Source organism: Vibrio sp. 10N.222.54.A3 (assembly GCF_041474095.1).
Lineage (GTDB): Bacteria > Pseudomonadota > Gammaproteobacteria > Enterobacterales > Vibrionaceae > Vibrio > Vibrio crassostreae_C.
Genome location: NZ_JBFRTN010000020.1, coordinates 1 through 24,378 on the forward strand (window position 1 = coordinate 1; position 24,378 = coordinate 24,378).

A 24,378-nucleotide genomic window follows, 5' to 3' on the forward strand; every position below is an offset into this window, starting at 1 on the left:
AGTTTGTTATTAACGATAGTCACCAGACCTTTGTCCGAGCTCACACTGTCTAAAGTGAACTTAGCACCATCGTCTAAATCGGTGTCGTTAGCCAGTACATCAACGGTTACGGTGCTGTTTTCTTCCACTGCACTAGTGTCGGCGTTTGCGATTGGAAGGTCATTAGTGCCTGTGACTGTGATAGTTAACGTTGTTGTATCAGTTGCACCTTGGTCATCAGTTACTGTGACTGGTACTTCAATCTTTAGTTCTTCACCTTCGGATAGATAACCATAAGAAGACGCATCGAATTCATAACTACCGTCTTCGTTTAAAGTTAGACCTTCAACTAAGGTGTCCGTAGTAAACACTAGTGGTTCACCTACAGGTTGATCTACATCCGTAGCATTGATGCTACCGCTAATAACCTGGTCCTCTAATAAGGAACGGTCCTTAGGCTCTGCTACTGGCGCATCATTCACTGGCGTAACATCAATTGTGACAGTTAACGTGTCTGTCAGACCAGTTTCATCCGTCACGATAACTTGGAAGCTATCTGGGCCGTTATAGTTTGCATCTGGAGTGTATTGCCAAGAGCCATCTTCATTTAGGGTAAGGCTACCGTTAGAAGGGCCCGATTCAACTGAGAAGGTAAGAAGGTCATTATTTGCATCGGTCGCAGTTAACTGGCCGCTTAACAAAGTATCTTCTGGAACAGATGCACTTAGTGCATCTTCAAGCGCGCTAAAAGAAAGGTCTACAAAGATTGGCTCTTGTTGTACGAAACGGAATTGCTCTAGAAGGCTCAGGCTTTGAGTTCGCGACATGCCCAGCGCTTCAAATCCCGTTGTTATAAATTCGGTTGCTGGGATCGTTTCTTCACCGTCTCGCTCTACAGTCCCACTAGTTGCCAAGCTAGAACCATTTTGACCAGCAGCGGTAGCGAACTCATCTCCTAACTCAGTAGGGTCTTCACCTTCTTCTAATGCGGCAAAAATATTTGCGATATCCTGGTCTAGTTCAACTTCACCGTCTTCAGGTGAAAAACGCTTAACTGATACCTGAGGTTCATTAGGTCCATTTTGAGATTCAAGAGTTACATCTCCAGCCTGTAGAGGCTCTCCCTCTTCGAGTACTCTAACCGTGCCATCAACTGAAATAACAATGCGCTGACCCAATGCAAGAGCACCGGTCAAATTCAATGCTGTAATGTCCATATCAACCCCTAAAAACCATTTTCGCTTGTCACGTCAACTTTGTGACATCTTATTTATAATATTAGCCGAAATATAACATTTAACATCACATAATTCCTAGTTATGAATCGTACATTTAACATACCGAGTGACAAGGTAATGACGCTGATCACATCACACAATAATGAAAGTGCTCACACTATCAATATAAGTTATTGTGTTTGCGAAAAATAACAGAGCTAAAAACGTAAAATTGACGTTCTCAAAATCATCATAAAACGCACAGCAAACTGTTAACAACTTTACAACCATTTACGGTAGCTTCTCGAGCGAACGTTATTTTTTTGGCGGTTCATCTAAATTTCGTATCTAGCACATTAAAAAGCGTAGGTTTAGATGCAGTCCAATTTGGAGAGATGGAAATTGAATTACATTCAAACGACAACATTAGGGTTAGCTATAGCGCTAAGTTTGCCGACAACAGCACAAACCTTAGAGCAAGCCGTTGCGTTTACATTAGAAAGCAACCCTGAAATCAAAAGTGCTTATAACGAATATATCAGTAAGCGTTATCTTAACGACGCTTCTGGTGGTGCTTATCGACCAAGTATAGACTTAGATGGTGGGATTGGTTATGAGCATACTGATCTTGCAACCAACCAAGACACCACCGACCTGACTAGAAAAGAAGCAACGATCACCTTGACCCAGTTAATATGGGATGGTGCTAATACATCCAATGATATCGACCGTACTGCCGCTGATGCAGAGTCTGTGCGCTATCAACTACTATCTAACGCGCAAGATATCGCTTTAGAAGTCACAAAGGTTTATCTTGACGCAGTGAAAGCCTACGAAGTGCTTTCCCTGTCTGAAAACAACCTAGCGACGCACAAAGAGATATATAACGACATTCGTAAGCGCGTGGAATCAGGTATTGGTTCAACCGCAGATATGTCACAAGTTGAAGCTCGTATTGCGAAAGCGCACGGGAATTTGCTTGCTGCTCAAAACAACCTTTTTGATACGCATACTCAGTTTAAAAGACTTGTTGGTCAATCTCCTTTAGGGTTAACTTTCCCTCGCGCAGATGCGGGTGCAATTCCTTATACCGTTGATGGTGCGTTGGCAAAAGCGTTTAACCAGCATCCAGTCATTAAGATTGCACAAGCCGATGTTGACTCAGCGAAGTTCCAATACAAACAATCTAAGAGTACCAACTACCCGACTGTTTCTTTTGAAGCCGCTCAAACTTGGCGTGATGACGCCGGTGGTACAGAAGGCAGCAGCGATGAGTTTTCTGCCATGGTTCGTTTAAGATACAACCTTTACAATGGTGGTTCGGATCAAGACCGCACAGAAAGTGCAGCCTACCAACTCAACAAAGCCAAGGACCTTCGCGAAAGTACTTACCGCAATGTAGAAGAGAGTCTACGTCTATCATGGAGCGCACTTGATTTAACGGTTCAGCAAAAAGAGTTCCTATCTGACCACGTAGACTCGGCATCAGACACGGTAATCTCATATGAGAAACAATACCGTATCGGTAAACGTACCCTTCTCGACTTACTTAACACTGAGAATGAATTATTCGAAGCTCGTAAAGGCTATTTAGATGCTAAGTATGACGAGCAATACGCAAAATATCGCGTAATGAACGCAACTGGTAACCTACTCATCGGTTTACGAGTTGAGATCCCAGAAGAATGGAATGAAAAGGTGGAATATTAATGAAGCTTACCAACACAGTATTATCGCTTTGCTTCATGGTTGTATCTGCCAATGCTTTAGCTGAAAACAACGAAGATGAATTCGAATATCGCGCTCTACCGCCGGTCACTCAAATTTACGATCTTCAAGATGATGACAATGACGGTGTAATAAACGCCCGTGATTTATGTGTTGATACACAGATTGGCGCTGAAATCGATAATGACGGCTGCGGCTCTTATTTCGAGTCAACGGAACAGAAAGAACTTCACATCTTATTTGCCAACAATTCAACAGAAATCAATCCTGTTTTTCTTGGCCAAATTCGTCAAATGGCCGCGTTTTTAAAGCGGTATGAAAGCACAACCATTCGTCTACAAGGCTACGCGAGTAAAGTCGGAAACGCGGCTCACAACTTAGACTTATCGAAAGAACGAGCATCAAATGTAAGGCGAGCCCTAATAAGTAATGGTATACAACCATCTAGAGTGACAATCGTTGGCTACGGGGATACCGTTTCTAATGAAGAGGGAACCAAAATCAACCATGCGCTCAATAGAAAAGTTGTCGCTTCTGTCGCCGGATTCAAAGGCAACATCAAAGAAGAATGGCATATTTTTACAAAAATTGGAAAGTAACCACTCTTAGTTATGCCTCATCTGAAACGTTATCTTAAGTTAACGTTTCAGTATGGTGATAATTCCTTGAATAGCATATACCTAAGCCGTCTATAATGTTAATCTTGCCACGTTATCAACATAGAGAATTAATCCATGAGCAAACTAACAGCTGATACTCAAGCAAATCTAGAACTTTTCGTTTCTGAAACACAAGAAACTAAACTGGTATGGGGCCTTCGCAACGAAGAAGGTTGGCTAGCATGTGACTCAAGTGAATTCGAAAACAGCGAAGTGATGCCATTCTGGTCTTCAAAAGAAGATGCTCAAACTCACAACGTTGAAGAGTGGGCTGACTTCGAAGTATTAGAAATTCCACTAGATATCTTTGTAGAAGATTGGTTACTGACTCTTGCTGAAGACGGCGTTCTTGTTGGTACTAACTGGAATGCAACATTAGAAGGCAAAGAACTTGAGCCTTCTGACCTAGCGAAATTATACATCTAATTTCCGATATCGGTCGCACGATTCGCGCGACCGATATACCTCTGATTAGTATCAATAAATTAGAGACCTACCTCGCATAACCACGTAGTCGCACCATTCAAAATTTGAAGCAACATCAAACTAATAATAGAATATCGTTCTTTATCTGATTGATCGTCTCTTGTGAATCACTTCGTTTTTGTTACCTTTCTACTATTCATTAGCTTTTGTTCTTATAGCCAAGTATCAACATCAGATCGTGACCACAATTCACCAGTCTATACCTCCAATCTAAGCTCTACTCCAAATGCTGATTGGAACGCGCTTTATCTCTCTACTTTAAACCACTCTCCTGAGCGCGCATTAAACATGCTGCAAACACGCTACATCGGCTCAACGGTTTATGGAGATAAGCTTTACCTTGCGTCTCTTCTGTATCAATACATGAGCCACCGAGATCAGCCGTTCTACGGAATCGCTTCAAACGACAATGACTACCAAGCGATAGAAACAGCGTTTATTTCTGCTCTGAGGAAAGACGGCAAAGGCCAATATGAACAAGCACAACAAGGCTTTCTAACACTTTTGGCGAAAATGCAATCTCGCAGTGATTTAACTGGTAAAGCCTTACTAAAGTACCAGCTATGCCGATCGCTTAACGAGCAAGCTAAATACCATCAAGCGAACTATTACTGCTCTGCCCTTCAGTCAGATTTACATGACATCGCTGACCCTGTATTACCAAAATTCGGGACTTATCGAGTCATCGCGAACAATCATCATTTCCGCAGTGACTATCAAGCTGCACTAGACACCTACCTATCACTAATAAACGTGTTTCCACAAGGGCATGATATTTCGGGGGTTTACAACGATGTGGGTAACTTGCTCAAAGAATTAAAGCAATATGAAAAATCGGCGGAGTATCTAGAGCAAGCTCTCATTCTCAGAGTAAACGCTTCAGATTTAATGAAAGCACAAGTGCATCACAGCCTTGCGGATCTCTACCTTAACCAAGAGCAAAGTGAACTAGCAATTCACCACTTTCAGACAGCAAGAACACTGCTGAGCTCAACGTCGCATAGCTACGGTATTGCACTCACAAGTCTTGGCTTAGGAAAAGCGTACACTCAAACGAAAAACTATGATGTGGCGAGAACCTACCTAATTGAGTCTCTTTCAGCTTCGAGCGAACTGAGCAATGATGTCATTCGCATCAATGCTTACTTGGCGATCAGCGATATGTTCGAAGAACAGAAATTGCCAACGGAAGCACTCAACTATGCTCAACAAGCGCTAGAATTAGCTGAACAAGTCACAAGGCATAAATACATCGCGCAGTCACTTCTTCAGCTTTCTGATATTCATCAATCACTCAGCGATTACCAACAAGCTTTCTATTTCTACCAGCGATACTCGTCAATACAAATGGAAGCTAGAGATATCGACAATCGACTCGCACTCGAAGCGCTCGGCCTGACGCACGCCAAATATGAACAAGAACTAGAAAGCTCTTTCCTGACACATCAGACGAAACTCGACCGCGTTCAAATTGAAAAAATGGAACATCAAAGATGGATGTACAACATCGTTGTTATTCTGTTGCTTTGCGCTGCAAGCTTCACGGTATTGATAAACAAAACGGTTCGCGCAAAAGCAGCAATTGATGGCTTAACGAAAGCATATAGCCGAACTGAGATAATTCGAAGAATCAAAAGAGTGAAACGCTGTAAAGGGACGGACAAACAGCATGTGCTCGTGCTGCTCGATCTAGATAAGTTTAAGAAGATTAATGATGAGTATGGGCACCCTACTGGTGATCGGGCACTGGTCCATATTAGTGATCAAATTAGAAAACACTTAGTGAATGGTGAATTGTTTGGTCGCTTAGGGGGTGAAGAATTTGTCATCATGTTAACCGATACCCCACCAGCAGAGGTACGAGAACGCGTTGAAGAGTTGCACTACGCCATTTCAAGCACTGTCTTTTTATCAGAAAGCAAAAAGTCACTTAATGTGACCGCGAGTTTTGCTTATCTAGCAACCTCAAACGCATTAAGTGACTTTGATGACTTGTATTCAGTGCTCGACCAAGCACTCTATCAAGCCAAAAGCAACGGCCGAAACTGCATTATTGATGCATATAACGAACCGATTGATTTACCTGAAATTATTTATTCTCAGCCTGTTTGCGAACCAACTCAGCCATGATGCTTTCGCGATCACCGAGGTAATCGTTAAGGCCAACTTTACGCAGTTCACATGCCGGACAATCGCCACAGCCATCACCAACAATGCCGTTGTAACAAGTCAGTGTTTTGTTTCTAACAAGTTCAAGTGCTGAGTACTGGTCTGCTAGCGCCCATGTCTCAGCCTTGTTTAACCACATTAGCGGTGTTTTGATATCAAGCTGCTTGTCCATACCTTGTACAAGTGCAGAGTTCATCGCCTTCACAAAGTCATTACGACAATCAGGGTAACCAGAAAAGTCTGTTTCACACACACCTGTAATCACGGTTTCAGCACCGATTTGGTAAGCGTAAATACCCGCTAGAGTCAGAAATAGAATATTACGACCAGGAACGAATGAATTCGGCAGCCCATTCTCTTGCAGCTCATGAGACACAGGAATATCGTCACGAGTCAAAGAGCTGATAGCCAGTTCATTCAACAGAGTCACATCCATCATTTTGTGCGCTTTCACACCAAGCTCTTTCGACAATGACTCAGCAACTTCAATCTCGAGTCTATGGCGCTGACCATAATCAAACGTAATCGCATGAACTTCATCATACTCTTTTAATGCTTGAACAAGACACGTTGTTGAGTCTTGACCACCACTGAATACTACCACTGCTTTTTTCATCTTAAATCCTTACGAGAACCTTCTACTAGCGACTTATCTTGCCCAGTAAAAATACAACCTATGCGATGCTCAAATATTTGTGAGTTTGTATTGATAAGCGCCAATTGCGCTCAATGCAGGTATCAATACAAAGCTGAGTAGCGCGGTCTTTTTGGCTGATTGGTTGCAGAGCGATAACAGTGTCGTTAGGAACTGCTGCTCGCTCCAATAAACCGTCAAGTTGTTCGATGTCTTTGCTTGTACCTACTGGATGCTTAATTTCGTTAGCACGTTGCAAGGCGCTATCTAAGATTTCCAGTTTCGCTTTCATCGCCACTTTCGGTGACACCGTAACCCAAGTGTCCGGTGTGGCTTTAACTTCTGATGTTCCGCTAGTCTCAATCTGACAGCGACAACCGTGCTGCTCAAACGCTTCAGTAAGAGGAACAAGATCATAAATGCATGGCTCACCACCAGTAATCACAATGTGCTTAGCAGTGTAACCTTGCTTGATATATTCATTCACGATTCCTTGAGCATCGATTGCTGACCAAGTAGGTGAATCTTCTGTCTTAACCATAATATCGCCAAGGCTGGTTTCCTCTTCTGGCAACGCTTCCCAGGTCTGCTTGGTATCACACCAAGAACAGCCCACTGGGCAAATTTGCAGACGAACAAAAACAGCGGGAACGCCAGTAAACACGCCCTCACCCTGAATGGTTTCAAACATTTCATTAATCTTGTACAACTTTCCCTCAGCTCAATCATTTGATGAAATTAATCAACCGCAGACCTTAAAGCACTTCCCCCTTTTGGTCAAACAAATGAGTACTGATAAATGAGTTGATCAAAGCCCTAGCCTGAACTTTCAAGTTCCCTTATCCTTTCGCCCATAGATTTCGTTAGCTTTTAATTTTTTAGTAAGGAACAACATGTACAAACTGATTGCTCTTGATATGGATGGCACACTACTCAACAGTGAAAAAGTGATTTCTCAAGAGAACAAAGACGCAATCGCCAAAGCACGAGCTGCAGGTGTGAAAGTAGTTCTCGCTTCTGGTCGCCCTTTAGAAGGCATGCAAAGCAAATTAGATGAGCTTTCGATTGACGGCGAAGATGACTTTGTACTCTTCTACAACGGCTCTATGGTTCAGAACGTATCGACAAAAGAGATCATTCACAGTGAGATCAGCAACGGTAAAGCCGCAAAAGAGATTGCTGCCCTCGCTGAACAGCTTGGTGGTTATGTCCATGCTTTCAGCAAGATCCACGGCTTAATCACACCTGAGAACAATGAGTACACTGGTATTGAAGCGCGTATTAATTGCTTAGATATAACCGAGTTCGACTTTTCTCAACTAGAAGATGACCACGAAATCATCAAAACTATGATTGTCGCTGAACCAAGCAAGCTGACTGAAATCATCGGTAAGTTGCCACAAGAGCTTAAGACTCAGTTTACTATCGTACAAAGTGCACCATTCTTCTTAGAGTTCCTAAACCCGAAATCAAACAAGGGTGTCGGTATTGAAGCGATAGCGAAACACTTAGGCATTAAAGCGGAAGAAGTCATCTGCATGGGTGATGCTGAAAACGATCACCATATGCTTGAATACGCAGGCCTTGGCATTGCAATGGAAAACGCAATGGAAGAAACCAAGAAACTGGCGGATCACATCACAGCTAGCAACGACGACCATGGTGTAGCGGTCGCGATTGAGAAGTTTATCTTCAACTCATAAACGCTCAACAGGTTCTAATAAGAATTACTTTTTGCTTGTTTCAGAAATGACAAAGGCTGTGCACTGCACAGCCTTTTTGATTTTGTGTTAGTCGAGTCGCTTACTCTCTTTTCCATGGCAGACGAAATGCCACCACACCAAACAGAATCAATATTGGGAAACGTAACGTTTCAATAATAAATGAAGCAATACCACTGAAAGAGACAAAGCTTCCAGCCCAGCTAATCAGCAGATTTCCCGCTAACAGCATCGCCATCACTCCAAGAACGATCTTGAATGAGAACTGACCAACTAAAGGTTTCGAGTCTGTTAACGTCACTAGGCATGCAATCGTCATCAAAATCGCCACCCAGAATGAGAATGTTGGCAGTGGCCATATCACCGTGAGAACAATCGACAGTAAACACAATGCCCACCAAACACCTTTAGAACTCAACAAAGCGCTAATATCAACATCCGGTTTAGCGTCTAATCTCACGATATGCCACGTCGTTAACGCGCCTAATACACCACCCATTAATACATCACTAAAGAACGCACTGCCTGAATAAGACTTAAATAGCATGATCCACAGCAGGCCAGCGAGCACTACCAGAATCGCTTTTTGCTCCAAGAGGCGCTTTAGTTTCCAAAAGACTAACAAGGTTAAACTAACCCATAAAGCAGCCAACAGACTTGGAAAACTATACCCACTGCTCATCACCAGTTTCAATGTTGGCAAGTAAGCGTGTGGACGTGGAAAACCAAAACCTTGGTGCGCGATTAAAGTAAGCAATGTCACCGAGATCAAAGTGAAGCCAAACTTCAACGCGAAGTTACGGCCAAAATACCAAGCAATTAACGGCAATATCACAATGAAAACCCATGGCTTCGCCAACAAGTCAGTCAAAAGCACAGTATTCGCAAACACGCTTGGCATCTTATCGAACGCGTTTTGAAGCGACACAATCCAATTTAATTCAACTTGATGGACTTTGGGTGCTGCGCCCACCAGCTCAGTCACATACGTCACCGGTTGGTCTGTCGCGGATAGAAAGAATTCGTTAATCTCAGACCACTGTTCTGGATAGCGGTATTGGTGATCTTGTAATTCAGTAGGAGGAAGTAACATCGCTCGGCTGACTTCCACGCCGTAATGAGGCGCAAACCAAATCGGCAGCTCAAAGCCACCTAACTCATTTCGAGCCTTGTAACTGATCACTTCAGAGTCAGAAATACAATCAAACACGACGGCACTGTCGGTATAACCTAGCACATCACCGACCGTTACCGACAAACCAGCCTCTTCCCACGTTTCACGTTGCGCCGCGACGGCTGGCGGCTCACCTGAAACAACAGTGCCTCCCGGTAGAGACAATTGACCGGTGATCAACTCATCAACCAACACGATTTGGTTATCAGCACGTACTACACACAAGGCGCCCGCGATATGATCGGGCAAAGTGTCGTTTGCCCAAGCGGAAATAGTACTCAAAAGAGACAGTATGAAAACTAATAAATATCGAATAACCAACGAGTTTACCTAAAAAATAATAGAAGAATATTGAAGACTGCTGTTGCAGTTGAACTATTGTAATCAAAGCCACACAAAATCGCTGTCTACGTTTTGTGCAAAGCCTTCCTCATCCATTGAATGTGAGGTGTGAACCCCATTTTTTGATAGAAGTCCTTGGCAGGCGAGTTAAAGTCCCAAACTTCTACAAAGACTTGTTCAACCCCATAATCATCAAAAGTACTTTCAACTTTGTTAAACAACTTTTCAGCAATCGATTCTTTTCGATAATCAGGCAAGACAAACAGTTCATCGACACTTCCCATCGGCACTGGTTTGCTGACCGTTGAGATAAGCTCACAAAAATGCCCAGAGATAAAGCCAACAATGAGCTCTCCTTTTAATGCCACATAAACCAAACATTCAGGGTCATCCAAGTATCGTGCAATGCTTTTTTCCTGCTCAATCTCTTCTGCCGTTTTAAAGTGCTCTGGGCTAGCAAGGTGGTGGTGATGGTGGAGATCGAACATTAACTCGTTAAGTTGTTCTAAATCCGCGTGCTTTGCGGCCCTTAAGGTGACATTCATGACTATTGCGCTTCTCAAACCAAATTAATATCTAAACTGAGTCTAGTTTACTTGGCGTGAGTATCTATACAAGTTATTGAATTAATTCATTGTTTGAAGTGTGTATTTTAGATACAAAAACGGCCACATTACGTGGCCATTCTGTTTGAATGATTTTGAATTAAACGAATATCGAAGCTATGTTTTTTGCTGTGGCTTTTGCTGTAGCTTCAGCTTTATGCACCGTTATCTTCTTTCTCTTCTTTGAGATCAGCAAGCTGTTGTTCCAGTTCAATAAGCTTAATTTCCGCCTCTACTTCCGCAACTCGCTTTTCTGCATCAGTGCGATTGTCTTGCGCTAGACCATCAGCAGTAACTTGGGTTCGTTGTGCGTTTCTTGCATCATCCGTATCTTTCATTGAACCAGCAACACCACCAGTCACACCACCCAATGCAGCCCCCTTCGCGGCTAAGCTCGCATCTCCAGTTAGAGCGCCAGCTGTCGCTCCTAATAAAGCACCGCCCACAGCACCACGATTACGTGCAGCATTCTCATTTTCGTTATCCATTGCTGGTGATGCGCAACCAGAAAGAGTCACAATCAGTGTCGCTAAAAGAAAAGGTTTAGTGAATTTCATAGGAGTCTCGCTTAGTTCTTCGTTTGGAGTAGAGCCATCTTAAGCAGAACCGTTAATGAGATAAATAAAGCCACGTTTAGACGATACATCATGTTCAGTTATGTATCATTCAACCATCGCATAAGTGCTTATTGATATATATCTTTGAGCTCGCTTTAGCCTGACAAACAAAAAAGGCGACCAATAAGGTCGCCTCAATCGAGCTTTCTCTATAATTCTTGCCTTTCACATATCTCTTAGCCTTTAGACCAAAAGTTTTGCATGTTTGCTACGCTAGGTGGTGGCCTAACACCACAATCTCGATAATGATTTTTATCGCCGATCCCCAGTATCTTGCCATTTTCGTCATCAATCATAGCCGCAACTTTAACACCGTCTCCCACATGGCGAGTTAACACGACAATTTCACCAGCTCTTTCAGACCTTACTGCGCCTAAGATTTGATATTCGTAGCGGCCTTTCCTTGAATTAACGATCATCTTCGAGTTAATAGGGTCGGCTTCATATCCCACACCAATATCAAAAACCGCTTGATAGAGATCGACGCCAGTCTTTGATACACATTTAAATACCTTGGGATGACTCAAAGGTTCTAACAACGCTCTACTCGCTTCATCCTTTGAAATACTGGCACTAGCAGCACCACTGACCAATAAAGCAATCAACAAAAAGTAAGCTCGCATAAAAAGACCTCAATATGTGGGATTCATAATGAGGTCATAGTAAACGCAATGGATAAGCGGATGAATAAAGTAGAGTTTAGGTAAACCATCACGCCGGATTATGTATAAATCAACAAGCCGAAGGTGAGATTACCTAAACTGCGACGTCTATTTGCCGAGCTTTTCAGCAATTTCAGCTAAGCTGGTAGGGTCGTCAATAGTTGAAGGCACCACATATTGTTCACCTTCTGCGATCTGCCGGATCGTTCTACGTAAGATCTTACCTGAGCGTGTCTTAGGTAACCTCTCAACAACCAAGGCTTGCTTAAAACAAGCTACCGCGCCGATCTCATTACGAACCTTGCCAACCAATTCCCTTTGCAACTCAATGCCATCGACTTTTACGCCATCTTTTAACACAACTAGACCTAAAGGAAGTTGTCCTTTCAAGTCATCGTGAATCCCGACTACCGCACATTCTGCAATGGCTGGGTGACCACCCACGATCTCTTCCATTTCTCCAGTCGACAGACGGTGTCCCGCTACGTTTATCACATCGTCGATACGGCCCATGATAAATAGATACCCATCTTCATCGAGATAGCCACCGTCCCCAGAAACATAATAGCCTGGGAATTGGCTCAGATAGCCAGATTCAAATCGATCATGATTACGCCAAACCGTGGGTAAACAACCGGGTGGTAGTGGACGTTTGAGTGCAACAAAGCCTTGCTGATTAGGCTGTGCCGTTTCACCCAATTCATTAAGAATCTCGACTTGGTAACCGGGCACAGGCTTAGTTGAAGAACCTGCTTTCACTGGCAAAGATTCCAGCCCTGTCGGATTGGCAGAAATAGCCCAACCCGTTTCGGTTTGCCACCAGTGGTCAATAACCGGTTTATTGGTATGAGACTCAACCCAATCCAATGTTGGCGGGTCCAAACGCTCTCCCGCCATAAAAATCGACTTGAGCGATGATAAGTCATACTTGGTGAGTAACTCGCCTTCAGGATCTTCTTTCTTGATAGCTCTAAATGCCGTTGGCGCAGAAAATAACACATCGACGTTGTACTCTTCACACACACGCCAGAATGCCCCCGGATCTGGCGTTCTAACTGGCTTTCCTTCAAACAAGATGGTTGTGCAACCATGAATCAATGGCGCATACACAATATAGGAATGCCCCACTACCCAGCCGACATCAGAAGCCGCCCAAAACACACCATCTTGCGGCATATCGTAGATAGTGCTCATCGAGTATTTCATCGCGACCGCGTGACCACCATTATCGCGCACCACGCCTTTTGGCTTACCCGTCGTCCCTGATGTATACAAGATATATAGTGGGTCAGTCGCTAGAACAGGCACACATACGTGAGGCAAAGCATCCTCAACAGCTTGCTGCCAAAGTACATCACGTTCGTTGTTCAATTCGGCTAGAGACTGCTCTCTTTGGAATACCACCACTTTCTCAGGCTTCCATCGGCTGTCCATGATCGCGCGATCGACCATCGGCTTATATGGCAGGACTTTATTTATCTCGACACCGCAGGATGCAGTAATCAACACCTTGGGCTCGGCATCTTCAATTCGAACGGCAAGCTCATGAGGGGCAAAACCACCAAACACCACCGAATGCACCGCACCTAGTCGTGCACAGGCCAACATTGCCATCGCCGCTTCAGGAATCATTGGCATGTAGATCACCACACGATCACCTTTGGTAACGCCTTGCGTGGCTAACATACCAGCGACTTTAGCCACTTGGTTACGCAATTGATTGTAAGTGTACGAGGATTGAGTTCCTGTAACTGGAGAGTCGTAAATCAGTGCGGTATTGTCACCTCGCCCATTTTCACAATGATAATCCAAAGCCAACCAGCAAGTATTCATCACCCCATCAGGAAACCAACGTTCAATACCGTTATCGTCCGTTTGTAATATTGTTTTTGGAGACTCAAACCAATCAATGGCTTGTGATTGTGTTTCCCAGAACGAATTGGGATCTTCCCTCGCCCATTGATACTCGGTGATGTAATCCGTTTCTCTAGTCATTCGATTTGTAGCAGACATAGTGCCACCTCCATGATTCATCCATTTTCCAAGCGCCTGCCCTTTGGCAGTAGCACTTGATTGCGCTCTTTTCTCAGCGTTGTGTTCGGAACATTTAACCGAACACGAAAATCGCTTTACTTGGGAAAAGGCACACGAATGGCACCTTCCATGATCACTCGGGCACTACGACTCATAATCGCCCTCTCAATTCTCCATCCGCTTTCTGTCTCTAGCGCTTTAGCACCTACCTTCAATGTTCCTGATGGGTGCCCAAAAGTCACAAAGTCACGAGAGCCTCCTCCCGCCGCTAAATTCACTAGCGTGCCCGGAACACTCGCAGCTGAAGCAATCGCAACCGCAGCTGTGCCCATCATGGCGTGATGCAATTGCCCCATAGACAGAGCGCGTACCAGCAGGTCTGTCTCATCCACAGTAACTGACTTGCCACTTGAAGCTTGATAGTCTTGAGGCTTAGCAACAAACGCAACCTTGGGAGTGTGTTGGCGTGATTCAGCTTGTTCTAACGACTCAATAAGCCCCATCGCGACTGCGCCATGTGCTCGAATGGATTCAAACAGAGCCAAGGCTTTGGTATCACTGTTAATATCCGATTGAAGCTCTGTGCCTTGATAGCCCACAGCTTCAGCATCAACAAAAATGGTTGGTATCCCTGCATCGATATATGTCGCTTTGATGCAACCCAGATCTGGAACACCTAAAAAATCGACAACATTCCCTGTCGGAAACATTGAACCACTCGCATCGGCTGGGTCTAGAAAATCAACTTGGATCTCAGCGGCGGGGAAAGTGACACCATCGAGCTCAAAGTCACCCAACTCTTGGACTTCACCACCAGCGATAGGTACATGAACAATAATGGTTTTCTCTATGTTCACTTGCCATACTCGCACCTCGACCACACCGTTTTCTGGAATACGATTCGAGTCGACTAGGCCACTATGAATAGCAAATGGGCCCACTGCAGCAGACAGATTGCCGCAGTTACCGCTCCAATCAACGAACGGCTTGTCTATTGCTACTTGGCCGAATAGGTAATCAACATCGTGATCGGCTTTACTACTTTTCGAAACAATAACGGTTTTACTGGTACTGGATGTTGCACCACCCATGCCATCGGTTTGTTTGCCATAAGGATCTGGACTACCAATCACGCGCAGAAGTAATGCGTCTCGAGCTTCTCCGGCAACTTGCGCAGCCTCAGGTAAGTCACTTAAGTTGAAGAAAACGCCTTTGCTTGTTCCGCCCCGCATGTAGGTAGCAGGTACTTTTATCTGTTTATTTGTCATCATAAGCTCCTAATTTGCAAGAAAGTCTTTGGCGAAACGTTGCAACACGCCACCAGCGCTATAAACATTCACTTCGTCTGCCGTGTCTAGTCGGCAGATCACAGGAACATCAAGCTTTTCACCGTTTTTACGAGTGATGACTAGAGCCAAATCAGAACCCGCTTCAATGTCGCCGTAAACGTCGTAAAACTCGGTACCGTCGAGTTGCAAGGTGTTGCGATTAGTTCCCGCTTTAAACTGCAAAGGCAACACGCCCATGCCAACTAAGTTGGTTCTGTGAATTCGTTCAAACCCTTCTGCCACAATTACTTCAACACCCGCTAAGCGCACACCTTTGGCTGCCCAGTCACGTGACGAGCCTTGTCCGTAGTCTGCGCCAGCAACGACAATCAAAGGTTGTTTACGGTTCATGTAGGTTTCTATCGCTTCCCACATTCGCGTAACTTGACCTTCGGGTTCAACCCTTGCTAGTGAACCTTGAACGACTTCTCCTGCGTCCTTCACCATTTCGTTGAACAGTTTAGGGTTGGCGAAGGTTGCTCGTTGGGCGGTTAAGTGATCACCTCGATGGGTCGCGTAAGAGTTAAAGTCCTCTTCCGGCACTTCCATTTTGGTGAGGTATTCACCCGCAGCGCTCGAAGCGAGAATCGCATTTGAAGGGGATAAGTGATCTGTGGTGATGTTGTCACCCAGAATCGCTAAAGGTCTCATCCCTGAAAGGCTTCGTTCCCCCGCAAGAGCCCCTTCCCAATAAGGTGGTCTTCGGATATAGGTACTTTGAGGTCGCCAGTCATAAAGCGGTTCAGTAGTCACCTGCTCCTCGTCTGGCTGGAACATTTTTACGTAGATTTGTTGGAATTGCTGAGGCTTAACATGCTCACCGACAACAGCATCGATCTCTGCATCACTCGGCCATAAATCGCTTAAGTAGATTGGCTTACCATAGTTGTCAGTGCCTAAGCTGTCTTTCTCGATATCAAAGCGAATCGTACCCGCCAAGGCATAAGCAACCACTAATGGCGGTGAGGCTAAAAACGCTTGTTTTGCATAGGGATGGATTCGACCATCGAAATTTCGATTCCCTGACAACACAGCGGTTGAGTACAGGTCGCGGTCGATGATCTCTTGTTGGATTGTAGGATCTAGGGCTCCGCTCATACCATTACAGGTGGTACACGCATAACCTACGATACCGAAGCCTAATTGTTCCAGATCAGGTAGCAAACCTGCCGACTCAAGATAGAGCTTGGCAACTTTAGAGCCCGGCGCAAATGACGTTTTCACCCACGGCTTGCGAACTAATCCAAGCTGATTGGCTTTCTTAGCAACCAATGCCGCGGCGACCACGTTTCTTGGGTTACTGGTGTTAGTACAAGAAGTAATTGCCGCAATGATTACGGCACCATCGGGCATCTGATCATCGCTGTACTGCTTAGCATGCTGCTCTTTCCAAGATGCTTGACTGATACCTTGTTCAGCCAGCTCTCTGGTTGGCAAACGGCGATGAGGATTTGAAGGCCCCGCAAGGTTACGCTCAACTTTAGACAAATCAAACTCAAGCACACGTTCGTATTGAGCGGAATCTAAGTCATCAGCCCAAAGTCCGGTTTGCTTGGCATAGCGTTCGACTAGTTCAACCTGCTCAGGCTCACGGCCAGTGAGTTTTAGGTATTGAATGGTCTGTTCATCGATATAGAACATACCCGCAGTCGCGCCGTATTCTGGCGTCATGTTAGATATAGTCGCACGGTCACCAATGGTCAGTGCACGCGCGCCTTCACCGAAGAATTCCAAATAGCTTGAAACCACTCTCTCATTGCGAAGGAACTCCGTTATTGCGAGCACAATATCCGTTGCGGTTATCCCTTCTTGTCGTTGACCAGTCAGTTTAACGCCCACAATATCAGGCAAACGCATCATTGACGGGCGACCGAGCATCACTGTCTCAGCTTCCAAGCCGCCCACACCGATCGCAATAACGCCCAGCGCATCTACGTGCGGTGTATGGCTGTCTGTGCCGACACAAGTATCCGGAAACGCGATGCCTTCTTTAGATTGAATGACTGGAGACATTTTTTCCAAGTTAATCTGGTGCATGATCCCGTTACCTGCGGGAATCACACTCACGTTTTTAAACGCGGTTTTACACCATTCGATAAAGTGAAAACGGTCTTCGTTTCTTCGCTCTTCAATCGCGCGGTTTTTATCAAAGGCTTCACTATCAAAGCCTGCATGTTCCACAGCTAAAGAGTGATCAACAATCAGCTGGGTTTCGACAACGGGGTTCACCTTGGCAGGGTCTCCGCCTTGGTCGGCAATCGCGTCTCTTAATCCAGCCAAATCTACTAGGGCTGTTTGACCAAGAATGTCATGACACACCACACGCGCAGGATACCAAGGGAAATCAAGGTCACTCTTGCGTTCAATGATCTGTTTTAAGCTGTCTTCAAGGGTTTCAGGATCACAGCGTCTTACTAATTGCTCTGCCAATACTCTCGACGTATAAGGCAAGGTTTTATAACTGCCCGGAGATATCGCTTCTACCGCTTCGCAAGCATCGTAATATTCTAAATGAGTTCCGGGTAAAAGTTTTCGGTACTGATTTTTATCAAGGTACTGAGCTTGTTCAAGTTTCACATCAGACATACATCCACCATTATCTGTTAAATTCTATTCGTTGGTTCTTGAGGCCTTGTCGTATGAAGACGGAAGTCACCTCAAGACATAAGTCGGCTCGTTATAGAGGGCTAACGTAGATGAATAGGTAACCAGTCTTGATGCTCTGGCCCGGTGTAGTCTGCACTTGGACGAATGATGCGATTGTTTTCTCTTTGTTCGAACACATGCGCCGTCCAACCTGTAAGGCGGCTCATCACAAAGATCGGAGTAAACAATTTGGTTGGGATGTCCATGAAGTGATATGCCGATGCATGGAAGAAGTCAGCATTACAGAACAAGCCTTTCTCGCGCTTCATAACCGCTTCAACACGTTCTGAAACGGCGTAAAGCTGTTTATCACCGACCTCTTGAGCTAGCTCTTTTGACCAACGCTTGATTAGAGCATTTCGTGGGTCGATTTCACGATAAATGGCATGACCGAAGCCCATGATTTTGTCTTTGTTAGCAAGCATCTGCATGATGTTAGTTTCTGCTTCATCAGCGGATTTCCAATCTTGGATCATTTCCATTGCCGCTTCATTCGCACCGCCATGTAAAGGACCTCTTAGTGTGCCAATTGCTGCTGTAACGCACGAATGAATATCTGACAGTGTTGATGCACAGACACGGGCAGCAAAAGTAGATGCGTTAAACTCATGCTCCGCGTAAAGGGTTAGCGAGCAGTGCATCACCTTCTTATGAAGTTCACTAGGCGCTTTATCCGTTAGCATCTTCAGGAAGTAGCCACCCAGACATGCTTCACTTTGATCTTCGGTATCAATTCGCACGCCATCATGGCTAAAGCGGTACCAATAACAAATAATCGCGGGGAAAAGCGCGAGCATTCGTTCAGTCGCGGGCAGTTGCTCTGAAAAATCAGTCTCTTGCTCTAAATTACCTAACATTGAACAACCTGTTCTCATCACATCCATTGGATGAGCGTCTGCAGGGATAAGCTCTAGTGCTGCTTTCAAAGGTTGAGGCAAGCCGCGCAAACCAACCAACAGTGTTTTGTAATCATCAAGCTCTTTTTCACTGGGTAAATGACCTCTTAGTAGCAGATGCGCTACTTCTTCGAACTGAGCATGATTAGCAAGGTCGGTTATGTCATAGCCACGGTAGGTCAAACCCGTTCCTGATTTTCCTACCGTACATAGCGCAGTCGACCCTGCACTTTGACCACGTAGACCAGCACCACCGATTGCCGGTACGCTGGCTGGTTTGTTTGCTGTTTTTTCACTTTTTTGCTCTACTTTTGAAGCATTTTCGACAGCGGCTTTATCACTCAAAGATACAGACATGGTGAACTCCTTTTCTGTGTTAGCCGCCTGCACTCTTTGGTGCTGCCTATTTATATGCCCGATGATCTTTATCATCGGTACTGGATTTGGCGACTAACCATTTCACGTTATTGGATTAAGTTGATTTTTGATTAATTGAAACTGGTTTACCCTTCGCTTGAAAACAACTGATCAAGCTTGTTCTCGTAATCGTGGTAACTCAGGTGTTCGTAAAGCTCCTTACGGGTTTGCATTGAATCCAACAGAGCTTCTTGATTGCCTTCAACTAGCAAGTGCTTGTAAACATTCTCCGCCGCTTTGTTCATCGCACGGAACGCACTCAATGGATAAAGCACCATGTCGACACTTGATTGGGCTAACTCGTTACAGCTGTAGAGTGGTGTTTGGCCAAATTCAGTGATGTTCGCAAGAATAGGCACGTGCTTGCCCGTTGCTGATTTCAGCGCTGCCGAGAACTTCACGTATTGATCGAGTTGATTCATCGCCTCAGGGAAGATCATGTCTGCGCCCGCTTCAACACAAGCTATCGCTCGCTCAATTGCGCTATCAATGCCTTCAACCGCCAATGCATCCGTACGTGCCATAATCACAAAGCTTTCATCGGTTCTAGCATCGGTTGCCGCTTTGACTCTATCGACCATCTCTTGCTGACTTACAATCGCTTTATTTGGTCGATGACCACAGCGTTTCTGGGCCACTTGGTCTTCCATATGGATTGCTGCTGCGCCTGCCTTCTCCATTGCGCGAATCGTACGTGCAATATTGAATGCGCCACCAAATCCCGTATCGATATCCACCAGCAATGGCAGATCACACGCGTTGGTAATACGTTCAACATCTACCAACACATCGTTCAATGTGGTGATGCCTAAATCAGGCAACCCATAAGACGCATTGGCGATACCTCCGCCAGACAAATAGATCGCCTGATGCCCCAAGTTCTTTGCCATCATCGCGCAATACGGATTCACCGTACCGACGATCTGCAATGGGTCGTTGTCTTGCACAGCTTGTCGGAACTTAGCTCCTGCTGATAACTTCATAATGACGCTCCCTGTTAATTGTTAATTTCTAATCTTTATGACTACTGATGTTTAGCTCTCGCCAGCGAAGAACCGCTAGCAAATACCAGTCGCCAATTAATCAAGATCTTTGGATTGAATTTGTTGCTCTATAAGTAATCGGCTTCCCGAGATGTGTCTTCGCATTAGCATTTCTGCTAGCTCTTCATCACGGTTGCGAATCGCTTGTAGGATGTATTTGTGTTCATCGAGCGCCTCTTTGGGCCGAGACTGAGCCCTAGGCGATTGATAGCGATACATGCGTAATAAGTGATAAAGCTCGTCACACAACAACGAAATGAGTTTGCTGTTGCGACTCGCTTTGATAATGCGGTAATGGAAATCAAAATCCCCATGTTGATGAAAGTAAGAAGAACCTTCTACTTCATCGATATGCTTTGAATGTGTCGACAATAACCCTTCAAGCCCGACAAGCTCTTCTTGTGTGATATGTCTCGCTGCGAGTCGAGCAGCCATGCCTTCCAAAGCCTCTCGCACCGCGTAAAGCTCTAGCAGTTTTTCTGCCGAAAAAGTAATAACTCGTGCGCCGACATGAGGAATTCGTTCAATAAGCCCTAGCCCCTCCACACGCATTATCGCTTCACGTAATGGACCTCGACTTACTTCAAAGCGTTTAGCCAGTTCAGGCTCCGAAATCTTACTGCCAGGAACTAATTCGCCACTAACAATCGCCTCAACGAGATACTCAGTGAGGTTTTCTGATTTAGTGTTCTCTTTATCGCTCACACGTGTTTTCGTGTTTGCACTCAAGTTGAGATCTTTTATCGCAGTATTCATATTCACGCTGCTCACTTCTATTTGCTGAACCTTAATTGTCAACAATTTCATAACATGAACATAAAATACACGATTGAATTGTCGACAATCAAGCCAATTGTCGACAATTTAGACTAAGGTAGTATTTTTCATAGACGATTAAAACTAATCCAAAAGGACACTACAAACAACTCAACCATCTGTTATTTATCGATTTAATCAGAGTAAGAGTCACTACCCCCCTATCTACCCTAAAATCATTTGAAATCGATATGTCGACAACTTATAGCCGAAACTTGTCAAAAGCAGCCCCCTTCGTATCTATCCACCAGCTCACCGATAAACAGATATAAAAAAGGCGCACTCATGTGCGCCTTTCATTCATCGAACCCGTTCTAACAAGCCAACCTTTAATCAAGCTATCTGACGAGTAACTTCTAGGTATTTGTTGATATCAACGAAATCAATTTGTTCCGGTTTGAGATACTCTTCTGCATAACGCAGGTGAGTACCGCTGGTTAAGAACAATCTAAACAGTTCGATATCGAGATGCTCGTCCAACGCCATTTTGTACATGATGTCGACAGCAACACTGATTGGCTTCGCCTTCTTATAAGGCCTATCCGCGGCAGTTAACGCCTCAAAAATATCGGAGATCACCAGAATACGTTCTGGGATTGAAAGGTCATCACCAGTCAGCTTCCTTGGATATCCCGTACCTTTGAGTGTTTCATGATGCGTCGAAGCATAGCGAGGAACACGACTTAGCTCTTTCGGGAATGGCAGGTTCTCAAGCATCTTAATCGTGCCAAGCATGTGCTCGTTTATCTTAAATCTATCTTCAGCAGTCAATGTACCGCGTGCAATACTCAGATTGTAGACTTCGCCTAAGTTGTATAGATGCTCCGGCACATCCATTTTGATTTGATGTTTCGGGTCAAATTCTAACGGCCTATCTCTTTTCACTATGTGCTCTGGCTTATCACTCAAAAGTGGTTCTGTGGCTGGTAAACTTGAACTCGGCTCTCGATTCATTGCCTCTATCGGTGATAGACCAAGTTGATCATCAAAGTGACGCGTCCAGGTCGTCTCAGCTATCGAGCGAATACGAGTGACTTTGTCATCACTCATGAACTCACCACCAACGTTCGACGTAGCGATAAAGGCAAAGTCATCTTGTAGCTGCTGCTTCGTTGCCGTAAGTTCATCGGCTATCAGTTGCGTTGATAGCGTACCATCAAGTTGTTTTCTCAAAGCGGTGATTTCCGCATCACGCCAAAGTACTTCAAATCGAGTTCTCACCTCGTGGATTCGGTTGTAGTTCGCTTCTAACTTCGTACCTTTATCGACGATGTGTTCCGGTGTCGTGATCTTGCCACAATCATGAAGCCAAGCCGCAATTCTAAACTCACGGCGTTCGTCATCATTTTTAAACTCAAAGTCTTTGAAGTGCTCAGACTGCGATTGTTCCGCCGCGTCAGCCAGCATCAAGCCGAGTTCTGGTACACGATTACAATGCCCTGCCGTATAAGCGGACTTATCATCGATCGCTTGAGCGATGAGCTTGATAAACGACTCAACAAACGCCTCTTGCATCTGTTCATGTCGTTTAATCTCCATAGCCATATCTTTTACAGCAACAGATAATTCCCACACTTCTTTGATTCGAGTATCAAGAATTGTCACGTTGTCATAATCACGCAGCTTAACCTTATGAGTCTCTTCCTCTAATTGGCGAATTGGATGCACTATCGGCGCACCAAAAACCCAAGCAATAGGCAACGTCAAACTCATCAGTAACACCGTTACACCAACAGAGGTTGCTAGACGTTTATTGACTGTACTGAAGACTTCAGATTCGGGAATCAATACCGCAAAATACTCAGAGTAGTGTTCGCCCGTGTCTATTTTCTTTAAATAGAGATGCTTGATCTCGCCATTCAACTCTACCCTTACCATACTGCCTTCAACCGTTGCTTCCTTAGTCAAATCATAAAGTTCAGTATAAGGAACCGTCGTATTCGTATTAAAGCCGGTATCATGCAGCCACTTTTTCGCTAAGGCATCAAGTTGTTCACCACTTAACTTACTGATAGCTTTGTCAATAATTGGGAGCAATTGTTTATGCTTGCTCTGCAGCACCAAATGGAATTGGTTTGAGTAGTTCTGTTTTAGATCTTCTAGAGTCCCATTGACAACAAGGCCTGGCTGGAAAAACCTATCTAATGCAAACGAGAGTACGGGTTCTGCTTCTAAGAAAGCAAAGTTCTCTTCGCTTTCAATTGAATTAAATGCAGACTCTAGGTTTTCAAATTCAACTAAATCAATGTTCGGAAAATCCTCTCTCAACTTAGGAATAATTGACCACCCAGATAAAATGGCAACTTTTTTACCCTCAAGCTCGGCATAATTAGTGACAACCTTCGCGCCGACCCTTGTCACGATAGAAAATGGCAATTCATAAATTGGAGTCGTGTATAGGCCATCTATGCCATTATTTTTATAATGTTGAACCGATTGCAGGCCATCAATACTTCCTTCTTGAAACATACTGACAAGCTCGCCCCAAGAGAAACCATTAACAAATTCAAACCTGATCCCTGTCATCTCACCAATCATTTTAAGAAGGTCTATCGCATAGCCGTTTGGTTTTCCCGCCACTGAAAAGTCCATCGGCCCCCAATCATTTTGATTAGACACTAACAGCGGAGGGGTATCGTTAATCAAGGCTTGCTGCTCAGACGATAGCATCAATGTTGATACATCAAACTCCGATTCCTGATTGTTAACCTTGAGGTTAGACGCAATAATATTACCCGATTTCGAATATAAGAAAGACTCAACCTTACTGTCTTCTGCTAAGCCAAGCGCCGTACCTGATAGTTTGCTAGCTAAAGAAGACAACACAATATCAATACCAATCACATGTTGAATTTCAGATTCGATTTTCGAATCAAACGCTAGAGAATAAGTTTGCCCGGTAATTTGTAAATGCTGGAAAAGATATGGCTGAGTTTTTTCGACCGACTGAACATTGGCAGAAACATACCAGGGCCTGGTTGTTGGAAGGTAGTTGCTCTGCTCCGTAGTTGAGTTTCTTAGCGTAAACTCTTGGTCAAAATATTTCGTCGTACGGACGCGCTCCTCCCCTATATTATGAATCTCAACCACAACCCAACGGTCTTTTTGTTGTGCACCGATTTTTTCTCTAACGACAGGGGCAGATTCTAGATTAATAATTTGGAAGAAGTTTTCATTAGATGAGCCAATGTAAATACTATAAAAG

Annotated in this window: 19 protein-coding genes; 5 read left to right on the forward strand and 14 right to left on the reverse strand. The window is 44.5% G+C overall.

The window, feature by feature from the left end; genetic code table 11:
- On the reverse strand, positions 1 to 1,196 hold a 1,196-nt coding region (locus AB4507_RS05920), incomplete at its 3' end, for an Ig-like domain-containing protein (protein WP_372182363.1).
- 402 nt (positions 1,197 to 1,598) lie between these two features.
- Here AB4507_RS05920 and AB4507_RS05925 point away from each other — a divergent pair.
- The 4 genes from AB4507_RS05925 (at position 1,599) to AB4507_RS05940 (ending at position 6,199) form a co-directional block, all read left to right on the forward strand.
- A complete protein-coding gene (locus tag AB4507_RS05925) occupies positions 1,599 to 2,906 on the forward strand; it encodes a TolC family outer membrane protein (RefSeq protein WP_372182364.1) in 1,308 nt (435 codons plus the stop codon).
- On the forward strand, positions 2,906 to 3,523 hold the full coding sequence (locus AB4507_RS05930) for an OmpA family protein (protein WP_372182365.1): 618 nt from the start codon (positions 2,906 to 2,908) through the stop codon (positions 3,521 to 3,523). The genes AB4507_RS05925 and AB4507_RS05930 overlap by 1 nt, the downstream gene beginning before the upstream one ends.
- A gap of 135 nt (positions 3,524 to 3,658) precedes the next feature.
- Complete coding sequence (locus AB4507_RS05935; protein ID WP_017062305.1) at positions 3,659 to 4,009, forward strand: DUF2750 domain-containing protein; 351 nt, start codon at positions 3,659 to 3,661, stop codon at positions 4,007 to 4,009.
- A gap of 162 nt (positions 4,010 to 4,171) precedes the next feature.
- A complete protein-coding gene (locus AB4507_RS05940; protein WP_372182366.1) occupies positions 4,172 to 6,199 on the forward strand; it encodes a diguanylate cyclase in 2,028 nt (675 codons plus the stop codon).
- On the opposite strand, the gene queC is transcribed toward AB4507_RS05940, so the two are convergent.
- Together queC and queE are read right to left on the reverse strand one after the other, a co-directional pair.
- A complete protein-coding gene (queC, locus tag AB4507_RS05945; protein WP_102321439.1) occupies positions 6,159 to 6,854 on the reverse strand; it encodes a 7-cyano-7-deazaguanine synthase QueC in 696 nt (231 codons plus the stop codon). The two genes, AB4507_RS05940 and queC, sit on opposite strands and share 41 nt — an antisense overlap.
- Positions 6,855 to 6,912: 58 nt before the next feature.
- Positions 6,913 to 7,581 (reverse strand): 7-carboxy-7-deazaguanine synthase QueE, encoded by a 669-nt coding sequence (queE, locus tag AB4507_RS05950; RefSeq protein WP_346762947.1) that lies wholly within the window; start codon positions 7,579 to 7,581, stop codon positions 6,913 to 6,915.
- A 184-nt stretch (positions 7,582 to 7,765) separates the two neighbouring features.
- Here queE and AB4507_RS05955 point away from each other — a divergent pair, with 184 nt between their 5' ends.
- Entirely contained in the window at positions 7,766 to 8,575 is an 810-nt protein-coding gene (locus AB4507_RS05955; RefSeq protein ID WP_017062301.1) for a Cof-type HAD-IIB family hydrolase, read from the forward strand.
- A 100-nt stretch (positions 8,576 to 8,675) separates the two neighbouring features.
- On the opposite strand, the gene AB4507_RS05960 is transcribed toward AB4507_RS05955, so the two are convergent.
- The 11 genes from AB4507_RS05960 to AB4507_RS06010 form a co-directional block, all read right to left on the reverse strand.
- Entirely contained in the window at positions 8,676 to 10,088 is a 1,413-nt protein-coding gene (locus tag AB4507_RS05960) for an NUDIX domain-containing protein (protein ID WP_372182367.1), read from the reverse strand.
- A gap of 86 nt (positions 10,089 to 10,174) precedes the next feature.
- On the reverse strand, positions 10,175 to 10,654 hold the full coding sequence (locus AB4507_RS05965; RefSeq protein ID WP_009846623.1) for a GNAT family N-acetyltransferase: 480 nt from the start codon (positions 10,652 to 10,654) through the stop codon (positions 10,175 to 10,177).
- Between the two features lie 215 nt (positions 10,655 to 10,869).
- Entirely contained in the window at positions 10,870 to 11,271 is a 402-nt protein-coding gene (locus AB4507_RS05970) for a glycine zipper domain-containing protein (protein ID WP_004733606.1), read from the reverse strand.
- Positions 11,272 to 11,507: 236 nt separating this feature from the next.
- Positions 11,508 to 11,954, reverse strand: a complete 447-nt coding sequence (locus AB4507_RS05975) for a hypothetical protein (protein WP_050648228.1) — start codon at positions 11,952 to 11,954, stop codon at positions 11,508 to 11,510.
- A 147-nt stretch (positions 11,955 to 12,101) separates the two neighbouring features.
- Positions 12,102 to 14,006: a propionyl-CoA synthetase gene (locus tag AB4507_RS05980; RefSeq protein WP_372182368.1), complete on the reverse strand. Its 1,905-nt coding sequence runs from the start codon at positions 14,004 to 14,006 to the stop codon at positions 12,102 to 12,104.
- 116 nt (positions 14,007 to 14,122) lie between these two features.
- Complete coding sequence (prpF, locus tag AB4507_RS05985) at positions 14,123 to 15,295, reverse strand: 2-methylaconitate cis-trans isomerase PrpF (RefSeq protein WP_372182372.1); 1,173 nt, start codon at positions 15,293 to 15,295, stop codon at positions 14,123 to 14,125.
- A 9-nt stretch (positions 15,296 to 15,304) separates the two neighbouring features.
- Entirely contained in the window at positions 15,305 to 17,941 is a 2,637-nt protein-coding gene (gene acnD, locus AB4507_RS05990) for a Fe/S-dependent 2-methylisocitrate dehydratase AcnD (protein WP_372182369.1), read from the reverse strand.
- A gap of 101 nt (positions 17,942 to 18,042) precedes the next feature.
- On the reverse strand, positions 18,043 to 19,254 hold the full coding sequence (gene prpC, locus AB4507_RS05995) for a 2-methylcitrate synthase (protein WP_372182370.1): 1,212 nt from the start codon (positions 19,252 to 19,254) through the stop codon (positions 18,043 to 18,045).
- A 146-nt stretch (positions 19,255 to 19,400) separates the two neighbouring features.
- Complete coding sequence (prpB, locus tag AB4507_RS06000) at positions 19,401 to 20,297, reverse strand: methylisocitrate lyase (protein ID WP_372170807.1); 897 nt, start codon at positions 20,295 to 20,297, stop codon at positions 19,401 to 19,403.
- 96 nt (positions 20,298 to 20,393) lie between these two features.
- Positions 20,394 to 21,113, reverse strand: a complete 720-nt coding sequence (locus AB4507_RS06005; protein ID WP_372182373.1) for a GntR family transcriptional regulator — start codon at positions 21,111 to 21,113, stop codon at positions 20,394 to 20,396.
- Positions 21,114 to 21,506: 393 nt separating this feature from the next.
- Positions 21,507 to 24,378: HD domain-containing phosphohydrolase (locus AB4507_RS06010; RefSeq protein ID WP_372182371.1), on the reverse strand; the 2,872-nt coding region annotated here is incomplete at its 5' end.

Coding starts and splice junctions, on each gene's coding strand:
- AB4507_RS05965 (WP_009846623.1), bottom strand. CDS start 10,654: ATGAATGTCACCTTAAGGGCCGCAAAGCACGCGGATTTAGAACAACTT.
- prpF (WP_372182372.1), bottom strand. CDS start 15,295: ATGACAAATAAACAGATAAAAGTACCTGCTACCTACATGCGGGGCGGA.
- AB4507_RS06005 (WP_372182373.1), bottom strand. CDS start 21,113: ATGAATACTGCGATAAAAGATCTCAACTTGAGTGCAAACACGAAAACA.
- AB4507_RS05975 (WP_050648228.1), bottom strand. CDS start 11,954: ATGCGAGCTTACTTTTTGTTGATTGCTTTATTGGTCAGTGGTGCTGCT.
- prpC (WP_372182370.1), bottom strand. CDS start 19,254: ATGTCTGTATCTTTGAGTGATAAAGCCGCTGTCGAAAATGCTTCAAAA.
- AB4507_RS05935 (WP_017062305.1), top strand. CDS start 3,659: ATGAGCAAACTAACAGCTGATACTCAAGCAAATCTAGAACTTTTCGTT.
- acnD (WP_372182369.1), bottom strand. CDS start 17,941: ATGTCTGATGTGAAACTTGAACAAGCTCAGTACCTTGATAAAAATCAG.
- AB4507_RS05970 (WP_004733606.1), bottom strand. CDS start 11,271: ATGAAATTCACTAAACCTTTTCTTTTAGCGACACTGATTGTGACTCTT.
- queC (WP_102321439.1), bottom strand. CDS start 6,854: ATGAAAAAAGCAGTGGTAGTATTCAGTGGTGGTCAAGACTCAACAACG.
- prpB (WP_372170807.1), bottom strand. CDS start 20,297: ATGAAGTTATCAGCAGGAGCTAAGTTCCGACAAGCTGTGCAAGACAAC.
- AB4507_RS05980 (WP_372182368.1), bottom strand. CDS start 14,006: ATGTCTGCTACAAATCGAATGACTAGAGAAACGGATTACATCACCGAG.
- AB4507_RS05955 (WP_017062301.1), top strand. CDS start 7,766: ATGTACAAACTGATTGCTCTTGATATGGATGGCACACTACTCAACAGT.
- AB4507_RS05930 (WP_372182365.1), top strand. CDS start 2,906: ATGAAGCTTACCAACACAGTATTATCGCTTTGCTTCATGGTTGTATCT.